The sequence below is a fragment of the Paenibacillus sp. FSL K6-4396 genome, from assembly GCF_038002525.1.
GTDB classification, from domain to species: domain Bacteria; phylum Bacillota; class Bacilli; order Paenibacillales; family Paenibacillaceae; genus Paenibacillus; species Paenibacillus amylolyticus_B.
Genome location: NZ_JBBOCR010000001.1, coordinates 4296894 through 4315039 on the forward strand (window position 1 = coordinate 4296894; position 18146 = coordinate 4315039).

General features: G+C 45.6%; 16 protein-coding genes. 7 read left to right on the forward strand and 9 right to left on the reverse strand.

The genetic code is table 11. The annotated features are described in order from the left end of the window. Positions 1 to 47: 47 nt before the first annotated feature. Together MHB85_RS18550 and MHB85_RS18555 are read right to left on the reverse strand one after the other, a co-directional pair. Positions 48 to 4424: a glycosyl hydrolase 53 family protein gene (locus MHB85_RS18550; protein WP_341073394.1), complete on the reverse strand. Its 4377-nt coding sequence runs from the start codon at positions 4422 to 4424 to the stop codon at positions 48 to 50. A gap of 257 nt (positions 4425 to 4681) precedes the next feature. Further along, complete coding sequence (locus tag MHB85_RS18555; RefSeq protein ID WP_091017905.1) at positions 4682 to 5398, reverse strand: YceI family protein; 717 nt, start codon at positions 5396 to 5398, stop codon at positions 4682 to 4684. Positions 5399 to 5590: 192 nt separating this feature from the next. Here MHB85_RS18555 and MHB85_RS18560 point away from each other — a divergent pair, with 192 nt between their 5' ends. Both MHB85_RS18560 and MHB85_RS18565 read left to right on the forward strand, forming a co-directional pair. Continuing rightward, positions 5591 to 6277, forward strand: coding sequence for a response regulator transcription factor (locus MHB85_RS18560; RefSeq protein ID WP_091017907.1), 687 nt, complete (start codon positions 5591 to 5593; stop codon positions 6275 to 6277). Continuing rightward, the gene (locus MHB85_RS18565; protein WP_091017909.1) at positions 6262 to 7728 is read left to right on the forward strand and encodes a HAMP domain-containing sensor histidine kinase; all 1467 of its coding nucleotides are present in this window, start codon (positions 6262 to 6264) and stop codon (positions 7726 to 7728) included. Before MHB85_RS18560 ends, MHB85_RS18565 begins: the two co-directional genes overlap by 16 nt. Before the next feature lie 66 nt (positions 7729 to 7794). Here the strand turns inward: MHB85_RS18565 and MHB85_RS18570 are convergent, their stop codons facing one another. Further along, the gene (locus tag MHB85_RS18570) at positions 7795 to 8607 is read right to left on the reverse strand and encodes an AAA family ATPase (RefSeq protein ID WP_091017910.1); all 813 of its coding nucleotides are present in this window, start codon (positions 8605 to 8607) and stop codon (positions 7795 to 7797) included. Between the two features lie 561 nt (positions 8608 to 9168). On the opposite strand from MHB85_RS18570, the gene MHB85_RS18575 reads away from it, so the two are divergent. Together MHB85_RS18575 and MHB85_RS18580 are read left to right on the forward strand one after the other, a co-directional pair. After that, on the forward strand, positions 9169 to 9321 hold the full coding sequence (locus MHB85_RS18575; protein ID WP_074095586.1) for a DUF1540 domain-containing protein: 153 nt from the start codon (positions 9169 to 9171) through the stop codon (positions 9319 to 9321). Positions 9322 to 9523: 202 nt separating this feature from the next. Beyond that, the gene (locus MHB85_RS18580) at positions 9524 to 10981 is read left to right on the forward strand and encodes a 4-hydroxyphenylacetate 3-hydroxylase family protein (protein WP_091017912.1); all 1458 of its coding nucleotides are present in this window, start codon (positions 9524 to 9526) and stop codon (positions 10979 to 10981) included. 20 nt (positions 10982 to 11001) lie between these two features. Here the strand turns inward: MHB85_RS18580 and MHB85_RS18585 are convergent, their stop codons facing one another. From MHB85_RS18585 to MHB85_RS18595, 3 genes are read right to left on the reverse strand one after another with little or no spacing between them, the layout of a single operon-like run. After that, entirely contained in the window at positions 11002 to 11568 is a 567-nt protein-coding gene (locus MHB85_RS18585; protein WP_341073395.1) for a nitroreductase family protein, read from the reverse strand. A gap of 52 nt (positions 11569 to 11620) precedes the next feature. Further along, positions 11621 to 12427: a hypothetical protein gene (locus MHB85_RS18590; RefSeq protein WP_091017917.1), complete on the reverse strand. Its 807-nt coding sequence runs from the start codon at positions 12425 to 12427 to the stop codon at positions 11621 to 11623. Between the two features lie 5 nt (positions 12428 to 12432). Continuing rightward, complete coding sequence (locus MHB85_RS18595) at positions 12433 to 12885, reverse strand: flavodoxin (protein WP_091017919.1); 453 nt, start codon at positions 12883 to 12885, stop codon at positions 12433 to 12435. Between the two features lie 295 nt (positions 12886 to 13180). Between MHB85_RS18595 and MHB85_RS18600 the strand changes: the two genes are divergently transcribed. From MHB85_RS18600 to MHB85_RS18610, 3 genes are all read left to right on the forward strand, one after another. Beyond that, positions 13181 to 14044: a class I SAM-dependent methyltransferase gene (locus MHB85_RS18600; RefSeq protein ID WP_017687801.1), complete on the forward strand. Its 864-nt coding sequence runs from the start codon at positions 13181 to 13183 to the stop codon at positions 14042 to 14044. Positions 14045 to 14046: 2 nt separating this feature from the next. Further along, positions 14047 to 14778, forward strand: a complete 732-nt coding sequence (locus MHB85_RS18605) for an RluA family pseudouridine synthase (RefSeq protein WP_091017921.1) — start codon at positions 14047 to 14049, stop codon at positions 14776 to 14778. 193 nt (positions 14779 to 14971) lie between these two features. Next, positions 14972 to 15316: an MGMT family protein gene (locus MHB85_RS18610; RefSeq protein WP_091017922.1), complete on the forward strand. Its 345-nt coding sequence runs from the start codon at positions 14972 to 14974 to the stop codon at positions 15314 to 15316. A gap of 104 nt (positions 15317 to 15420) precedes the next feature. Here MHB85_RS18610 and MHB85_RS18615 read toward each other — a convergent pair whose 3' ends face one another. From MHB85_RS18615 to MHB85_RS18625, 3 genes are all read right to left on the reverse strand, one after another. Next, positions 15421 to 16932, reverse strand: a complete 1512-nt coding sequence (locus tag MHB85_RS18615; RefSeq protein ID WP_091017924.1) for a DHA2 family efflux MFS transporter permease subunit — start codon at positions 16930 to 16932, stop codon at positions 15421 to 15423. After that, positions 16929 to 17375 carry a MarR family winged helix-turn-helix transcriptional regulator gene (locus MHB85_RS18620; RefSeq protein WP_036613308.1) on the reverse strand — a complete coding sequence of 149 codons (447 nt, stop codon included), beginning with the start codon at positions 17373 to 17375 and terminating at the stop codon, positions 16929 to 16931. Before MHB85_RS18620 ends, MHB85_RS18615 begins: the two co-directional genes overlap by 4 nt. A gap of 276 nt (positions 17376 to 17651) precedes the next feature. Next, complete coding sequence (locus tag MHB85_RS18625) at positions 17652 to 18092, reverse strand: MarR family winged helix-turn-helix transcriptional regulator (protein ID WP_036613306.1); 441 nt, start codon at positions 18090 to 18092, stop codon at positions 17652 to 17654. Between the last annotated feature and the right edge of the window lie 54 nt (positions 18093 to 18146).

The window sequence follows — 18146 nt, forward strand, 5'->3', positions numbered from 1 at the left end:
AGAGATCGAATCAGTTGATTCGATCTCCTTCCCTGCATTGTTATTTTCTAATACAGTTGTTCCATCAGCCTGGCGACTGCAACAGCTCCCTGTGCACGGTTCGCTGTTTCTTTCGGAGCAAACGTACCATCAGGCATGCCATTCAGCAGTCCAAGTTGTTGCATCGAGGCTACAGCCTCTTTGGCGTATGGCGCGATCTCATCGTTGTCTACAAACACCATATTTTCTGGTACAGAATGGGTTGCATCCTCACGTTGCACAACTTGAAGAGCTCTATTCAGCATAACGGCCATATCTTCTCGTGAAATCCGTTCGTTGGCCCCGAAGCTTCCATCCGCTCGGCCTTGAATAATGTTCATCTCAATTCCAAGTCTTACTGAATCGGCATACCACTGCCCTTCCTTCACATCCGTTGGTGTTGAAATAGATGGATCCGGCTGGCGTGTATCACCAATACCTTTAATTATCATTTGCAAAAATTGTGCTCTGGTCAGTTCACCTTGTGGGGCGAAACGAGTTGCGCTCATCCCCGCAATAATTCCCTTACCGTAGAGGTTCTGCACTTCTTGGAGAGCCCAGTTGTGATTTTGCAGATCATGTAATGGCACCTCAACTTCTGTAATGACATAACTGCCGGATTCCAGCGGTTTGAACGCCATCGTTTTGGTCTTGTCATCGTACTTGGAGTACGTAACAGGTTTCATTTCCCCAGTTGGAGATATGGAATGCACAACCATCACTACATCATTCTTTTTAGGTTGCTCCACATTGGATAGAGCAATCTCAACCGCTCTGTTTGTCCATTGCAATGGCTTATTGTTCATTAACAAATTCACATCAACAATTGCATGATCACCAATCGCTGCTTTTTGTGATGTGGTCAGTGCATCTGTCGATCCTGTTGCCACTACGATGTCGAACGTTCCCTTAGTCTCCGCAATGGTTAGCGGGAGTGATCTCAGAGGAACACGAACGGTAGTCTGTCCTACAACCACATCCAGGGATTTCACTTCCTCGGAACGAATCCATGCCCCCAGTTGACTTGCAGCCAATTGGAATGTGACTTTCTTGGCTGTGTCAGGCACATCTGCAATCAGCTTCAAGATACGATTTCCTGCATCCATGGATTGCATTGCCTGGGTTAATTGGGATGCATCCGGACGAATAGAATACTTGTCCTCCCCGGATGTCGTTCCTTTTACCGTGATCGAACCCTTCTCTGGTACAGTACCTGATCCAACCGGTGGTGTTACAGCCGGATTCCCCGTTGAAGGAGCTGTTCCCGGGTTTGAAGGCTGTGATGGTACACTTGGTTCTGATGGCTGGCCAGGGCTAGGTGTACCATCTTGACGTACAAGCTTACTCACAGCATCTTGTAACGCACGATCTGCATTGCTTACATCTTGCGTTGAAGATTCAACATCCAGAATGAATGCCTTCGCTTCAGAAAGTGCCTTACTGAATACATTCCAGGTTGATGTCGTGTATTCGGTTTGTTTTAATTTCTCAGCGGTATCTACAGTAGTTTGCAGTGCAGTTTTGTCCGCCGGGAACGTACCGTATGCTTCAAATTCCATGAATCCTACCCATGTGGGACCTGTTTTAATCGTTACGCGAATGTAACGTCCCTCCGTGCCTTCTGGAAGTACATGGCTAGGTGCGGTCGATACAACAACATCACTTGTGGTGTCCACTACTTTCACAAAATTTTGGTTATCATTGGACACTTCGATCGTATATTTGATGCCACCACTCCACATGGACATCTCGATCTTGCGCAGGTTCGCGACTTGCCCCAAATCCACTTGCCACCAGCTATCCTTACTCTGGTCTGTTCCCCATGAAGTGTTCGGATTGTTGTCAATTGCACCTTCAGGAGAGTTGGCTTGATTACCTCCTGTCCCTGCACTACTTGAAGCCTTTGCCGTTTTGCCCGTTGTTAAAGCCTCCAGAGAGATCAGATCAGTAAAGGCTTGTTTCAACGTACTCAGTGCTGAATTCACTTCAGACTGGACAACAGCTTGGTTATCTCGGACCTGAATCGCTACCTTCAAAGATTGTTGCAATACAGACCAGCTCCGGCGTGTATAGGAAGATTCATTCTGCTGCTGCATTTGTTGAATGTACTGGTGCAGTTGTGTTTTGTCCACATTGGATAGGCCTTCAATGGCATCATGCAAACGTTTGACTGCTGTATTCGCATCCGTCTGTGTTGCTCTTGGATCATCCAAGACCTGCTCAGCGCCTTCCAGCGCTTTGGTCAACACCGCCCAAGTGGCCGCAGACCAGTCAGCCTGCTGATACGTACGCGCATCCATTAATTTGGCTCGAAGCTCGTCAAGCTGCGGAGGGATAACCTGCATCTGCTGCATTACACGTTCCAGCGCTGTTGTCGCTGCATCTGTATCCGCTTGAGTCACCCCGCCCGGCGTGTATGCCTGTTGGTATACATCATTCGCTGCCGAGATCGCCGGAGCCAGAGTCACCCAGCTTTCCGGAGTAAAATCAGTCTGTACCAATGATTTGGCTCGTGTAAGTGCCGCATCCAGTTGCTGGCGGTCTGCGGGCAGAAGACTCAATCCACGTTTGTACACATCCAGTGATGGCAAGGCACGTCCTTCGTAGGAGTATCCACCATTCTCAGGAAATTCATCATAGTCGAACATGGCATGATTTTCCCATGCATCTCCCTCGGAATCAATCCAGCCTACATTGGCGGCAATCCATGCGGGCTCCCAATAGAAGAAGCCTGCTCCGCGGTTTTCCGGCACGTCAGCAATCATATCCATAATGCCAGCAATAGCATCATATTGCCCCTGTACCGTTGCAGGGAATGTTGCTCCCCCAACATGAAGCGCTTCATCCGATCCAATGATATTACTGTGTGCATCCCCGTTTTTATATGAAAATGGATACGAAGTCTCGGCAATAATCACGTCTTTTTTGAATTTGTCAGATACTTTATTCATGGTGTTCTGCACATCGGCAAATGTTCCATGCCAGAACGGATAATAGGAAAGTCCGATGATATCGTACTTCAGTTCGCCTTTCTCCAGCTCACTGAAATACCAGTCGAACGTATCCGCCTTGCCGCCTTCTGCGAGATGAATCATGATTTGAACCTTATCAGCGTTATTGGTGATCTCTCCTTCTACTGCACGTACAGCATCAATTCCGCTTTTCAGCAATGCAACATTTTGCTTAAAATCCACGTCGCTGCTCAAGCCGTTCAGAACACCACTGTTGATCTCATTACCGATCTGCACCATATCAGGCATGGCGTCCTCTGCTTTCATGTCTCTCACAACTTCAAATGTATAGTCGTATACGGCCTGTTTCAACTCATCAAATGACAGACCTTCCCATGCCTTTGGACGAAGCTGCTGTCCTGGATGAGCCCATTCGTCAGAATAATGGAAATCAAGCAGCACTTTCATGCCTTTTGCTTTCACCCGTGCGGCTAACTCAATTACATCTTTCTTATCGTTGTAGCCCCCTGATTTCTGTGGATCATTCCATAGACGAAGACGTACATAATTGACACCGCGATCCTTCAGTATATCGAGCAAGTCCCTTTCTGTGCCATTACTATCCAGATACTTCCCTCCATTAGCCTCAATGGCAGTTAATGTGGAAATATCCACTCCTCTTACGTAATCCGTCCGGTATCCTCCAACTGATACAGTCGCCTCCGGTTGAAGAGGGGCTCCATATACTGCACCCGTCACGGTAAAGCTGCCCGCATGTGCGTACTCTGAAGGGTCGATACTTTCCCATTCCACTGGAACCGAACCAGATTTGGCGTTCAGATACTTCGCTGTCACTTTTGTTGGCAGAACAGGTGCAACCCCAGCTACTGTATTGACCTGAACAGCATCGTATCCGGTAATGGTTGCTGGATCAATTTTTTCCTCTTTTCCCCAGACTTTAAGCTCGGATATCCCCGGCCACCAAGTTGCTCCCGCATAGTACGGAATCGTAACCTTCACATACTGGACAGATGTACGGGTCTGGAATTCTTCACTGGCGACAGTCTGTTTTATATCGTTAGTCGTTTGGTCCACAACAGTCGACCAGTTGTTACCATCATCAGATACTTCAATCAAATATTTTACAACTTGGTCTTTGTCCTTCCAAGTCAACTCCGCTCCGGAAAGCTCATATGGCGCACCTAGGTCTATGGTCAACCAATGAGGATTGCTTTCAGTAGAAGGTGAGCTCGCACTCCAGTGAGTATTCACATCACCATCCACCGCCTTTTCTTTTTGTCCCTCATACAATAGATCTTGCTCACTTACCGTAACCGCCTTGTTAAGTGCCACGTTCACTTTTGCATCTTCTGCAGCCGCTGGACGAACCATCAGCCCCAGATCACAGAACAGCATCAGTAATACCAGACACCCGCTTATGTACCTTTTGGTCACTCTTGATCTCCCCCTTTTTGTGTTTGATTGTGCATGGATCAATGAATGTTATGAACCCTCCTCATTGTAAGCGCTTAATAGTGATGGGTAACACGGCATAATCCAAAGGAAACAGCAGTTATTTTAACAATATGATCCTGTGACAGTTACAATTGAACAATATCAATCACACTATTTTGCAAAAGAAAGCAAAAAATCTGTCCGTCCACCCTAAGGCAGAACAGAACAGATTTTCAGGTATATGATCATTGTTACACTTATTTAGTAAGTTTCAATTCAAGTTGTACCTGGATATCATTTTCAGTCGAGAGCACCACCGAATGCGGATTTTCCATTCCGAAATCTTCGAACGTTACCATGGATGTTGCCGACAACAATACTACATTATTCTCATAAGCAGCTTTTGCGTCAAAAGTTACTTCTTTTTCAATACCTTTAACCGTAATGGTACCATTCATTTTGATATCAACCGTTTGACCGACAGGCCATTCCGCAGGTACCCCTTCAAATGAAGTCGCTGTAAATGTAGCTTGTGGATATGTAGCAACGTCGAAGAAATCGGCTTGCTTCACGTGACCATCACGCTGTCCATTCCCGGAATCAATTCCATCCATCTTGATCTGTCCTTCTGCCTTCATCTGAGCAGCATCGTCTACATTAATTGTCCAATTGCCTGTTACCTGCTCGTCCACAAAGTTAACGGTCTCCTGTGATGTGGTTACGGAGAAATATACTTTGGAACCTTCGCTGATGCTCCAGTCTCCGTTCAGTTGCTCTGCTCCTGCAGTTTCATTGGCTACAGGCGTTCCTGTGCTATCTACAGCTGTTGTGGATGTCGCTGTGCTCGCAGGAAGCACCTGCTCAATCTCCACGTTGTTCCCCAAGTAGCTATTTGCGATATAGTAACCACCGCCACCAATTACGGCAACCGCCGCTACACCTGTAATAAGCCATGCTTTTGCTTTCTTGTTCATCTCTATGTTTCCTCCAGTACATGATTGTTTAGGTTGCTTCTTGGAGTGAATCATATCAATTGAATGTGTCAGGAAGAAGTCAAGATAAGACAAGTCCCATATTTTTTTGAAATCCGTAATACAGGATTGGCTTTACGCTCTAGCTCATGTAAAATCAGTACAAGTTTACAAAGCGAAAGGAGAACGCTTTTCTTGAAATCCATACTTATCGTCGAGGATGAGCAAGCTATTGCACGAGTATTGGCTGCTTATCTGAGAAAAGCAGAATTTGAAGTTCATCATGCAGCAGATGGACCGACTGCACTTACCCTTTTTGATACCGTAACGCCTTCCCTTGTATTACTTGATGTGATGCTGCCAGGAATGGACGGATGGGATCTGCTGCGGATTATTCGTGAAAAAAGTGCTTGTCCCGTGATCATGCTAACCGCACTGGATGACATTTCAGACCGTCTCAACGGACTGAATGCTGGTGCTGACGATTATATGAGCAAACCTTTTGTACCGGAAGAAGTGGTCGCCAGAGTTAATGCGGTGTTGCGTCGTAATCCACATTGGACCTCAGGTGGCAAAGAGAAGCGTTCCTTTGGAAATCTCGTCGTTGATCTTGCTGCCAAGCAGGTGTTGCTGAACGGAGCAGAGGTTGCACTCACACCTCGTGACCTGTCGTTACTGTTCTTCCTGTCCGATTATCCGAATCGGACATTTACCAGAGATCATCTTATTGAACAGGTATGGGGGATGGACTATGATGGCAGTGACCGTGCTGTAGATCTATCGATTAAACGACTACGTCAAGCCCTCTCCCACTGGTCGCCAGATACGGGAGAAATTCGGACGTTGCGAGGAATGGGGTATCAATTTTGGATCGCCAACTGAAACAGAAGAAACCCAAACGAACGATATCCATTCTGTCACACTGGACACTGCGATATTTTCTCATTTTGTGCATTGGTTTCACGATTATTGCGGCAGGGGCACTCTACTGGATTCGAACAACTTCCATTGAGAAAAGCCTCAAAACCGCAGAACTGCTTGGTCTCGAGATTGCCGATCATGTGACCAGTGAAAATAATATGCTTCGGGTTCCACCCGATCTGGACAGACTGGTAACCAAGCGAGAGAAACTATTTAATACAGATCATTATTTTTGTGTCATGATCTTGGACAAAAACAATCAATTGATCTTTTCCCAGCCTAAAATGGAGCAAAAAGATGTGCATTATCGACTGTCAGACGACTATCTTGAACCTCGAAACAACAAATATGCAGGTGTAACGGTCAACATATCCGAGGGCGATCAAACCTTGGGTAAAGTGTGGGTCATGCAGTCCAAACAATCCATTACATTTGGTCCAGAGACGATAGGGCTCGTGGCTCTAATCCTCGGAGGACTAATCCTCTGTGGATGGTTTACAATCTATCTCCTGTCCAAAAAGTTATCCAGACCGATTCGTCAGGTCGCCTATGCCGCTGAACAGATTCGAGGTGGCAATTATGATGTGAGTCTTGACTTGGATACACGAGAACGTGAGATCAATGAACTTGTAAATTCATTTCGCGATATGGCTACTCGTCTCCAACAACTCGAAGAATGGCGTACACTTTCGCTGGCAGGGGTAAGTCATGAACTCAAGACACCGGTAACTTCCATCAAGGGGCTCGTTATGGCAGTACGTGACGATGTCGTGAGTCCACAGGAAGGTAAAGAATTTTTGGATATCGCTTTGAAAGAATCTGAACGCATGGAGCGAATGGTCGCAGATTTGCTTGACTATAACGCCATGGCTGCAGGAAGTGTTGCCGTTCGCAAGGAACGGACGGATCTGAAATTGTTGGTCGGTGAGATCATCTATCAGTGGAAGATTGCGTATGAGGACAAAATGCCAGAGGTTCAGCTGCACGCCCCTCCGATTAACTTCTTTACCATGGGGGATGCTCTCCGCATTCAGCAGATCATTGTCAATTTGCTCAATAACGCACTTCATGCCACAGCTCCTGAACAAAAGGCTGTCTTCGATATTTATCTAAGTACAGAAGAACAGATGCTGTACGTTGATGTTAAGGACCACGGCACAGGCATCGCAGCCGAAGAACAACCCAAAATCTTCGAACGGTTCTATCGTGGAGAAATCAAGAAACGTCGTAACCGCGGTCTGGGTCTAGGATTAACATATAGCCGGCTACTCGCTCAGGAACAGGGCGGTGAACTGACACTTGTCTCCAGCAGCCCGGAAGGCAGCATGTTCAGATTAAGCCTGCCACGCTGGACTGCAACACAAGAAGCTATGAATACAGAAAAAGCATACGGTGCAGCCGTTAAAGTGTAACGTCGCAGCATGCTAACATGACAAATAGCCCAGGATTCCATTCAGGAGCTTGGGCTATTTCAACACTCAACACTCTAATACACGTGGCCTATATTCATCGTAAGCATCCGAAATCAGTTGCTTACGAAGTGTACTGCTGGCAATGATCGCTTTCCGTTTTGCTTTCAGAACGATCTGCTCTATATCCGCATAACTGCACCCTGCCAAGCGTTCACATATGTAATCTTCCAGCCGGGTCTCCTGTTCAAATGCCCCCACCAACTTGCTGATATACAATCTACGACTTGAATCATCAGGCATACCGTAGGTCATCTTCGTATCAAACCGCCGCCAGATGGCGTGATCCAGTTGGGTTTCCAGGTTCGTTGCAGCCACCAGAATGCTGTCCCCATCGAATTCGTCCAGACATTGCAATAACGTATTGACGACACGAGCCATCTCTTTCACTTCATCATTGCTCTCACGTGTCCGGCCTATGGCATCAAATTCATCCAGAAATAACACACAGGGATTCATTCGTGCATATTCGAATAACTTGCGTACATTACTGCCCGTCTCCCCAAGATGGCTATGAATGATCGCATCTAATCTCACAAGAACCAATGGCAGATCAAGGCGCTCCGCCAGATGTGATGCCGTTAATGTTTTTCCCGTACCGGGTGGCCCGAACATGACCATTTTGTTGGGGATTGATACATCATGCTCTCTGAACTTCTCTTTCATGCCCAGAATGGTGACAAATTCATTAATGATGCGTTCATTTTCAGCGGAAAATACAATATGCTGGGCTTTAAGTCTACACTCTTTCGGCGTGTAAAAAGCAGCCATATCGATCCCTTTCGCGCGGGGAATCCGGTTCATATGGTTTATTTTGCTCATCTATACACATGCTCCTTCATTTATAGTTTCAGTCCGTGATTCAAGTTATATAAGTTGAACTAATAAATATTTACACTGACCACTTCGATGACAGAACAACCTTCCGATCGCTGTTATCCCCAGATTTTTTGATTATTTCCCTAGAGGGGAAATCCGGGGATAAAGGCGAAGTATATGCTTCCGATGTAGCTTTTTTCAAAAAGCTTTTAGCTCCGCTTCTTCAGGTTCTTTCTGTCCTCTCCGTTTTCATGTAAATGCTTAGTTCAAGTTATATAGAATCATTCAGACTATTAATCGTAATAATTACTATTAAATAATAACATACTACTGCCTTTTTGCATATATAACCACAACACGTCCACTATTTTGCCACAGATGGGGGCATTTGGTTGCAAGCTTCAATAAAATTTGCTATTCTAAGTGTGCATCGTTGTGTATAACGCAAAAAAGCCCTCCTAATTTCGTGAGAGCAAAAATTTTCCAGATTCGCAAGCGGCAACTTGTTATATCCGGATCTTTTATACCAACGACTGTAATCCAATTAAAGTGAGGTTAACAATCATGGCAAAAGACGTATTGTGTGAAGTTAATTCCTGTCGTCACTGGGCTCAAGAGAACAAATGTAACGCTTCTTCGATCTACATCGTGAGTCACAGTTCCAAAGAAGCAAGTCAGTCTGCTGAAACAGACTGTAAGACTTTTGAAGTAAAATAAGTAATCTCATGTGATTCACTTAAAGGAGCCCTTACCGGTTCCTTTTTTCTTTGTCTATTGTAACAAGAATGATAATTATTATCAAGCCCTAATCTGTAAAAATCCTTCTCACCTCTTAAATGCACATTGGACAGATGACCTACGTACACTACGTAAGAAGTCAGTATGCCCATGAACGATTAGAACCAAGAGGTGAATAACAATGCCTGTTAAAAGTGGCACACAGTATCGCGAACGAATTGATGCCCAGTCCGTCCCTTGCTGGTACAAAGGTAACCTTATTACTGGAAAACGCTCTGAACATGTAGCATTTGCTGGTTTAATGGAGACTCAGATGTACATGTATGATCTGCAATCTGATCCTAAATTTGAAGAAACGATGACGTATGCCTCCCCGGCAGACGGCAAACCTGTGGGCATATCCTTCCTGCCTCCAACCAGTGCAGACGACCTCCGTAAACGCCGGGAAGGGATGAATATCTGGGCAAATGTGCATCATGGCTTTCTTGGTCGCTCACCCGATTACATGAATACAGCCATCATGTCCTTTTACACAGGTGCCGATCTTCTGAACGAATTGTCTCCCCAATATGCAGAAAATCTCAAGAATTATTATGCCTACTGCCGTGATCATGATATTACGCTATCTCACGCCTTCATTCAGCCTTATGCCAGCAAAATGTCAGGGCAATTGGATGCTACTGAAGATGCTATTGCCGCAAAGGTCGTAGATCGTACCGAGGAAGGTCTCATTATTAGCGGAGCATTCATGATGGCTACACAAGCTGCCACTTCGGATGAGATTTTTGTCTATCCGTCCCCTTCTCCTGCCCCATTTGATGACGAAAATCCATTTGCATTCTCCTTTGCTGTCCCCAATGATCTTCCGGGTATCAGTTTGGTATGCAGGGATACCTACGCAGCTGAATCTCACACCAACTATCCCCTGAGCTCCAGATATGAAGAAATGGACAATATCGTCATCTTTGACCGGGTGCTCGTTCCGCATGAACGAATATTTTTTGCAGGAAGTGAGGAAATGTCCTCGCGTCTCTTCAGTGGCAGTAACTTTCATATTCACGCAGGTCATCAGGTATTGTGCCGTTATATTGCCAAGACGGAATTTGTTCTCGGTACAATTCAGCTTCTCACGGATACTCTCGATCTGAATACAGAAGCACATGTTATTGAGAAAACTGCACGTCTGTTCGCAGGTCTTGAATCGTTAAAAGCATTGGCTTTGGCCGCAGAGGCAGGTGCCATACCAGACGGAAGAGGATTTGTATTACCTGCACCCAAACCATTGATGGCAGCCAATCTGCTTTTTCCGAAACTTTATCCTGAGATGATTGAAATTCTGCAACTTTTGGGATCGAGCGGGGTAATTATGATCCCTCAGGAAGAAGAGTTTCAATCCGATATCGCTCCTTCACTGAATATATATCTGAAAGGGAACGATATGGCTTCTTATGAACGCAATGCTCTGTTCCGCCTGATCTGGGAGCTTGGGGCTGGATCATTCGGGGGCAGACAGACCCAATTCGAACGATTCTTTTTTGGCAATGTCCTTACAGTATCCAATCGATTATACTCCGTATATAACAAAGATCAGACGAATCGTCAGCTCGTTCGTGATTTTCTATTCAACACCAGCAAATAAGAGAACTAATGAACATTTTTTTATACCAGATGGTCATAGACCGTCATCAGTTCAGAGGCTGGTCTGCTTGCATCCATATCCCGCAATGCAGGCTGGTCTCCGTAACCGATATGGAATACCCCCAGAACCTTCTCTTCACTTGTCAAACCCATCAAATTCATAAACACAGGATGTTGTTGATAATCATTAATCTTCCAGACCGCATTCAAACCCTGTTCCGCAGCCAGAATACTAAAGCGTTTGCTCCAGGCTTTGGCCGGCAGAAGATGATCCTCACGGGCATTTTTAGGCGCCACGACAACCAGATGGGTAGGGATTACTTCCGTGTATTGATATGTAGCCCAGTCGCCGTAGCGATCAGCCAGATGCGGTGGATAGCTCTGTCTGACCGCTTCCAGATAAAGCTGTCGTCCTTCGCCTGCAAACAACATAAACCTCCAAGGTTCTGAACTCATTACATATAATGAAGGATCTGCTTCATCAAGCAACTTTCGTATAACCGACTGGGGTACTGGCAACGGACTGAATTCGCATGTTCCTGCACGTCTCTTGCCGCTGCTTATATCTTGACTTAGACCGGTAGACATGGTAACTTTCCCTCCTCTATCTACATGATATATCGTTATCCTTCAATCGCCTTCACATCAACCATGTTTTCTTCGGTTCAACGGCTTCCGTTTTCCAGCGATCTACCTCTTCGTGGATGCGCGCTTTATCACGCGTCGTAAACTGTTCTGACTCCACCACTTCTGCTTGCGGCATGCTGTCACGTATCAAGCGAATGTAGTCCATGGAACGTATCAGAGACTGGCGTCCAGGGATGTACCTAATTTTGCGTCCTTCCAACAAACAGTATATCTCGATCATACCCGGTAATTTTCCGAAGGCTTCCCAGCAGAATGCACTGACCATATGTTGAAACGCCTCAACTACGTTTGGATCATGGACAACCATATATTTTTGAATAAGCAGCGAATCCCAGCCTTCTGGTTGCCAGGCCGCCTGAAATATCATCGACAAATGCATGGATAATGAAGGTAACTCCGTTCTCCACTGTTCAAAAAGAATGGCTGGATGCTTCAGATCATCATTCATTGCAATAGCGAGTGACAATTCATCCGTAATCTTGTTCTTCACATCCCAGTAATGGAGAACAGATTCGAAACCATCCGTCTTTCTGGGCCACCACTTCTCAAGTAAATACTGCACGGGTACTTCTTTGCGAACATCGGGGTCGAGACTGTAGAAGGCATTGACCGCATGGCTCACCGCATATTGTACACGGTGCCTCCATTGCAGTGGAAGACGCTGCTCAGACACTGGTTCAGGGCGGATGAATCGGTGTGGGCTGCGCAGCATTTCTTCCAATCTGTAATCTTCAAGCAGACGTTCAGGAAGGTCATTCCTTCCGACTGGCATCGCTGCCTGAACATTATGTCTTAACATGATCTTTAGGATACCTGTAATCCGGCAGCAGCGAAGCGTTTGCCAAAGTCACGGCATGTTTCTTTCTCCTGCTCAAGCGGACTATATTCAATTTTCAACATCTCTGGAGATACCTCCGCCCCACGCTCTTGCAGCTTGGCAGCCGCGAGATCAACTGCACCGCAGAACTGCTCATATGAGGTGTCACCACTACCAAACACCGCAGCTCTCTTACCACTTAGGTCAAGCTCATCCAGCTCCTCATAGAAATCAAGGAATTCATCTGGCAACTCCCCATCTCCCCAGGTGTACACACCGATCATGAATCCGTCATAGTCCAATACATCAGATGCATTACAATCCGTTACGGATTTCAGATCTGCCTCGTGGCCTCCCTTTGTAATTCCCTCCACAATCAGTTCTGCAATTTCTTCTGTATTTCCTGTCATGCTTGCATAAGCCACTAACAATTTAGCCATCTATTTTTCCCTCACTTTAATTTGATCATGTAATATTCTCTCTATGAAGAAAGAATGAATTTTGGATTAACAAAATCATATGTGATAATGATTATCATTGTCAAATTAAATTTTAGATATCTTCGCTTTTCAGTATATGGCGCACATTGGATTTCAACACAGCTAAAACAACCTTCACCCTTTTAAGGTCAGTTGTAATACCTTCCTCCAATGATCCCGTCCCCCAACTGGCGTACAAGCCCTTTTTTGTTGTACAATAGTATCCAAATGACTTTTGAAGGATGGATAAATCATTATGTACGTAGCTAAGAATTGGAAGGACTATGAAGTAATCGATACAGGAGGCGGCGAGAAACTGGAGCGTTGGGGAGATGTGATTTTACGCAGACCCGATCCACAGATTATCTGGCCCCTCGAGCAAGAAACCAATGAATGGCGTCAGGTGCATGGTCACTATCATCGCAGCTCTTCCGGTGGCGGTAACTGGGATATGAAAAAGCCTATTCCCGAGCGATGGACGATCGGATACGAAAACTTGAAATTCCACATTAAACCTACCAGCTTTAAGCACACTGGCCTGTTCCCTGAACAAGCTGCTAACTGGAGCTGGATGATGGATAAAATCTCCAATGCAGGACGTCCTATTTCTGTCTTGAACCTGTTTGCCTATACAGGCGGAGCAACGGTAGCCGCAGCTTACGCAGGCGCTTCTGTTGTGCATGTGGATGCAGCTAAAGGCATGGTTCAATGGGCCAAGGAAAATGTTCAATTATCCGGACTGGCTGATCGCCCTGTTCGTTTTATTACAGATGATGTATTCAAATTCGTACAACGGGAACAACGTCGCGGAAATCGTTACGACGCCATTATTATGGACCCTCCTTCATATGGCCGAGGCCCTAATGGAGAGACATGGAAACTGGAAGAGAACCTATATCCTTTCTTGAAGTCATGTATGACGATTTTGTCGGATAATCCATTATTCATGCTGGTTAACTCCTACACTACGGGCATTTCCTCTACGGTTCTGCGCAACATGTTGACCATGACGATGTCTGCTCAGTACGGTGGTGACATTACTGCAGGTGAAATTGGTCTGCCGATCACACGCAGTGGTCTGGATCTGCCTTGTGGTATTCTGGGCCGTTGGGAGTCTTAATCATGTCAGAACATCGGCATGACCACGATGCAATTCCGATTCTGTTTGAGGACAACCATCTGTTAGGCATTACGAAGCCGGTCAATGTACCTACACAGGAAGATTCATCAGGTGATCCGGATTTGCTTACATTACTGAAGCAGGATCTGAAAGAACGATACAACAAACCTGGTAATGTTTATCTCGGGTTAGTACACCGACTTGATCGTCCTGTTGGAGGGGCAATGATTTTTGCCAAGACTTCTAAAGCAGCTTCGAGATTGTCCGAGACTGTGCGGGGACGTCATTTCCGTAAAATATATGCGGCTGTTGTACATGGCAAGTTGCCTGCACAGCAGGGAACATTAAAACACACGCTCCTGAAAGATGCACGTACAAATACCGTTACTGTTGTACCTAAAGGTACGACTGGTGGTAAGGATGCCGTTCTGGATTACCGTGTTATCGGCGAGACAGACCGTTACAGCCTCGTCCATATCGAACTGCACACCGGCAGATCTCATCAGATTCGGGTGCAAATGAAAGAAATCGGCTGCCCTCTGTACGGGGATCAGAAGTACGGCGCAAGCGTGAATAAACCCGGGCAACAGATTGCTCTATGGTCTGCGATTGCAGCTTTTCCTCATCCAGTTACCAAGGAAGAAGTTATTCTGCAATCTTTACCTGCAAGAGAATTCCCCTGGGCAGAATGGCCCGCTGCCGTGTACCAAAAAGCTTTTGGACAATCTCAATAAGTACATGTTCAGCAAGACTGGTTTTCAGTACCGAGAAGATGGGATCAAAAGCGGTTTTATCGAACAACCTCTATAAGTGCACAGGATCAGGTTAGATCTGTCCATACAACGTGTCGTTCAGATTCTGTATCTGAACGACACGTTTTTTCATATTTTCAGTTATATACCTAAGATACAGAGAGGAGACATCCTGATGACCCCGTTTACCAAACAAGTCATTGCGATCATCGCGGCGATTCCCGAAGGTAAAGTGATGACGTACGGTCAGATTGCAGCCCATGCTGGAAGTCCGAGAGCGGCGAGACAAGTCGTCCGTATTCTGCACTCGATGAGCCGCAAGGAACGTCTGCCCTGGCACCGTGTTGTCAACGCAAAAGGCGAAATCTCCATACCGGACGAACACTCGCGCATAATGCAGGAAACAGAACTGATTAGCGAAGGTGTGGAGTTTCAACTGAACGGAACCATTAACCTAAAACAGTTCGGTCATGAGCCCGATCCTGTATTTCTTATCGATCCAACGATCCAGCCCGAATAATAAGAGTACTCTCTTCCTATCGCGCACACCAAAAAAAGAGAACTCCAGCAGTTATGGTTACCCCATTTCAACTGCTAGAGTTCTCTTTTTTTTTCTGATATTCGTTATGCTGTAGCCGTCGCTTTTTCATGTTCTACAGTAACAGGTTCAACAGCCGGTTTCGTTTTACGAATAAAGAACGCCATAATTAAAGCAACCAAAGTCATTCCGGTAGCCACGATGAATGCATAGTTAACACCATAAATCGTTGCATCTGCTGTAGCAGCTATCATCGCTGTCTTATTATTAGGATCAACCTGACCCGCAGCCACTGCATCCGCCAGATGTGTTTTGAGCTTGCTGCTCATGATGGTAACGAGAATGGCTGTACCAATCGCTCCGGCAACAGTACGCAAAGTGTTGGACATCGCTGTACCATGTGCGTTCAGACGTTGAGGCAGTTGATTCAGACCTGCTGTCTGGATTGGCATCATCAGCATCGACATACCGAACATACGAGCCGTGTAGATAAACATCATGTAGCCGTAGGTAGTATCGATTGCCAGACGACTCAGTCCAAACGTTGTAATCGCCGTAATGGCAAGACCTGCAACCGAAAGCCAGCGTGCGCCCACTTTATCAAATATGCGACCTGTAATTGGAGACATAATCCCCATCAATATCGCACCGGGCATCATCAGAAGTCCTGATTCAATCGGTGAAAATCCACGAATGTTTTGCAGGAAAATAGGGAGCAGGATCATACCTGCAAACATCGCCATTGTCACGAGCATGTTGATAATCGTTGTTAATGTATACATGTTGTATTTAAAAATACGGAACTCAAGGAGCGGATGATCTGTTGTCAGTTGACGAATAACGAACAGAATCAGGGATATCGCACCTACGACGAGACATCCAATGACAATTGCACTGCCCCATCCATCGGTACCCGCATCACTGAATCCGTAGAGCAAACTACCAAAACCTAGTGTAGATAAAATAACGCCTGGATAATCCAGTTTAGGTCTGGATTGACGTGTTACGTTTTTAACAAAAGCAATACCAATTGCCGTTGCAATAATAGAGAATGGCAAGATGATGTAGAACAACAATCTCCAGGAATAATGCTCAACCACATAACCTGAAAGTGTAGGCCCAATCGCAGGGGCCAGAATCATCGCGATCCCCATGGTTCCCATGGCCTGACCGCGTTTCTCAATCGGGAAGATGGTCAGGAATACAACGGTCATCAGAGGCATCAGGATACCTGCACCTGCCGCTTGAATGACACGACCTACCATCAGAATGGTGAAGGTTGGACTAAGACCACAGACTAATGTACCTATGGTAAATAGAGTCATGGCTGTAATGAAAATTTGACGTGTTGAAAACTTGGCAATCAGATATGCCGTAACCGGAATCAGAACACCGTTGACCAGCATATAACCCGTGGTTAACCATTGGGCTTTGTTTGCATTGATCGCGAGGTCTTCCATGATTTTAGGAAGAGCTACGTTCATCAGGGTTTGGTTCAGGAATGCCACAAAGGCACCAATTAACAATGCCGCTACAATCGGGCCTTTCTTGATGTTGTCCATCGCGGAGGATGGAGCTGCAGCAGTAGTCGTACTCATATGTTGTTCATCTCTCTTCCTTCTAACTTTTCAATCATTTGACTATGAATTCTAAGTAGGTGCTCTAGGTCTTCCTTCGATATGTCCAGAATGGGTGACACTCTTTCCATCCACAAATGGTGCGTTTCCTGTTGGGCCTGTTCCCCTTTATCCGTAATCTGAAGTTTAACGGATCGGCGGTCAGCATCCGAACGTGTCCGAACGATATACTCGCCTTTGACGAGCCGCTCCACAACAGCGCTCATGGAACTGCTGCCCATATGACATAGCTCAGCCACTTCGTTGATGCCAATGGAAGGGCGCTCCCTCAGGATCGATAACACCATAAACTGAATCGAAGTTAGCTCGATCTCCTTGTTTTCATTCCAAAATGCTCGAAAGAGCATTTGATTCACCTGGCGGAACGAATTAATAATATAGAATACTTCATACGTATCAGTCATTGATTCACCCTTTTACTTTTGGAATATAATATTTCGTACACGAAATATCAGGGGAACAATTATTTATTATAACAAAAATATTTACATAGTCAACTCTTTACATATGAATTCACAAAAATAATATTAGGACATACTAACTGTGTTACATCTCATGCCTTTACTCAACTAACCTGGACACAGTGTGTAGCATATGTAATTTGTAAATAAAATAACCATAGGGCTCCTGCATGAAACGAGCAGGCACTCCTATGGTTATTCAGAAGAATCAGCATGGTATTATACCGAAGTAGATAAGGCAGGCTCTTTGGTTTTGGGTGTTGTCATTTTGCCTAACAGATATACCAGCAATTGTTGATTGTGCATCGAAATGTTACTGAGAACAGAGTTCATGAATTCATTACGGATGGTGATTCCCCGCTCTGTCTCCATTCTTCCTTTCTCTGACAGAGATACCCACACAATGCGTCGATCCTGATTATCCCGATTCCTGCGAATCAGATCATTCTTCTCCATCCGATCGAGCAGCATGGTTACAGCAGCTGGTGTAGTCGACAGATAAGGAATCAGATCCGAAGGTTTCATCTTCTGATGATCTTCGAGTACCTCCAGAACAGCCAGCTGAGCCTCCGTTAATGAGGGTGCCAGCTCCTGATCCATATGCAATTTATAATCTTTGGTCAACCTGGACCAGCACTTGGCAAAATCGGAATTATACATCTTCCATCGCTCCTCTCTGCAACCGGTTATCACTTCACCTGCTTAAGTTTTCGC

What these genes read in the sequence shown, in the direction of transcription:
- MHB85_RS18555 (WP_091017905.1), bottom strand. Translation starts at nt 5,398, where the DNA reads ATGAACAAGAAAGCAAAAGCATGGCTTATTACAGGTGTAGCGGCGGTT.
- MHB85_RS18570 (WP_091017910.1), bottom strand. Translation starts at nt 8,607, where the DNA reads ATGAGCAAAATAAACCATATGAACCGGATTCCCCGCGCGAAAGGGATC.
- MHB85_RS18575 (WP_074095586.1), top strand. Translation starts at nt 9,169, where the DNA reads ATGGCAAAAGACGTATTGTGTGAAGTTAATTCCTGTCGTCACTGGGCT.
- MHB85_RS18580 (WP_091017912.1), top strand. Translation starts at nt 9,524, where the DNA reads ATGCCTGTTAAAAGTGGCACACAGTATCGCGAACGAATTGATGCCCAG.
- MHB85_RS18585 (WP_341073395.1), bottom strand. Translation starts at nt 11,568, where the DNA reads ATGTCTACCGGTCTAAGTCAAGATATAAGCAGCGGCAAGAGACGTGCA.
- MHB85_RS18590 (WP_091017917.1), bottom strand. Translation starts at nt 12,427, where the DNA reads ATGTTAAGACATAATGTTCAGGCAGCGATGCCAGTCGGAAGGAATGAC.
- MHB85_RS18595 (WP_091017919.1), bottom strand. Translation starts at nt 12,885, where the DNA reads ATGGCTAAATTGTTAGTGGCTTATGCAAGCATGACAGGAAATACAGAA.
- MHB85_RS18600 (WP_017687801.1), top strand. Translation starts at nt 13,181, where the DNA reads ATGTACGTAGCTAAGAATTGGAAGGACTATGAAGTAATCGATACAGGA.
- MHB85_RS18605 (WP_091017921.1), top strand. Translation starts at nt 14,047, where the DNA reads ATGTCAGAACATCGGCATGACCACGATGCAATTCCGATTCTGTTTGAG.
- MHB85_RS18610 (WP_091017922.1), top strand. Translation starts at nt 14,972, where the DNA reads ATGACCCCGTTTACCAAACAAGTCATTGCGATCATCGCGGCGATTCCC.
- MHB85_RS18615 (WP_091017924.1), bottom strand. Translation starts at nt 16,932, where the DNA reads ATGAGTACGACTACTGCTGCAGCTCCATCCTCCGCGATGGACAACATC.
- MHB85_RS18620 (WP_036613308.1), bottom strand. Translation starts at nt 17,375, where the DNA reads ATGACTGATACGTATGAAGTATTCTATATTATTAATTCGTTCCGCCAG.
- MHB85_RS18625 (WP_036613306.1), bottom strand. Translation starts at nt 18,092, where the DNA reads ATGTATAATTCCGATTTTGCCAAGTGCTGGTCCAGGTTGACCAAAGAT.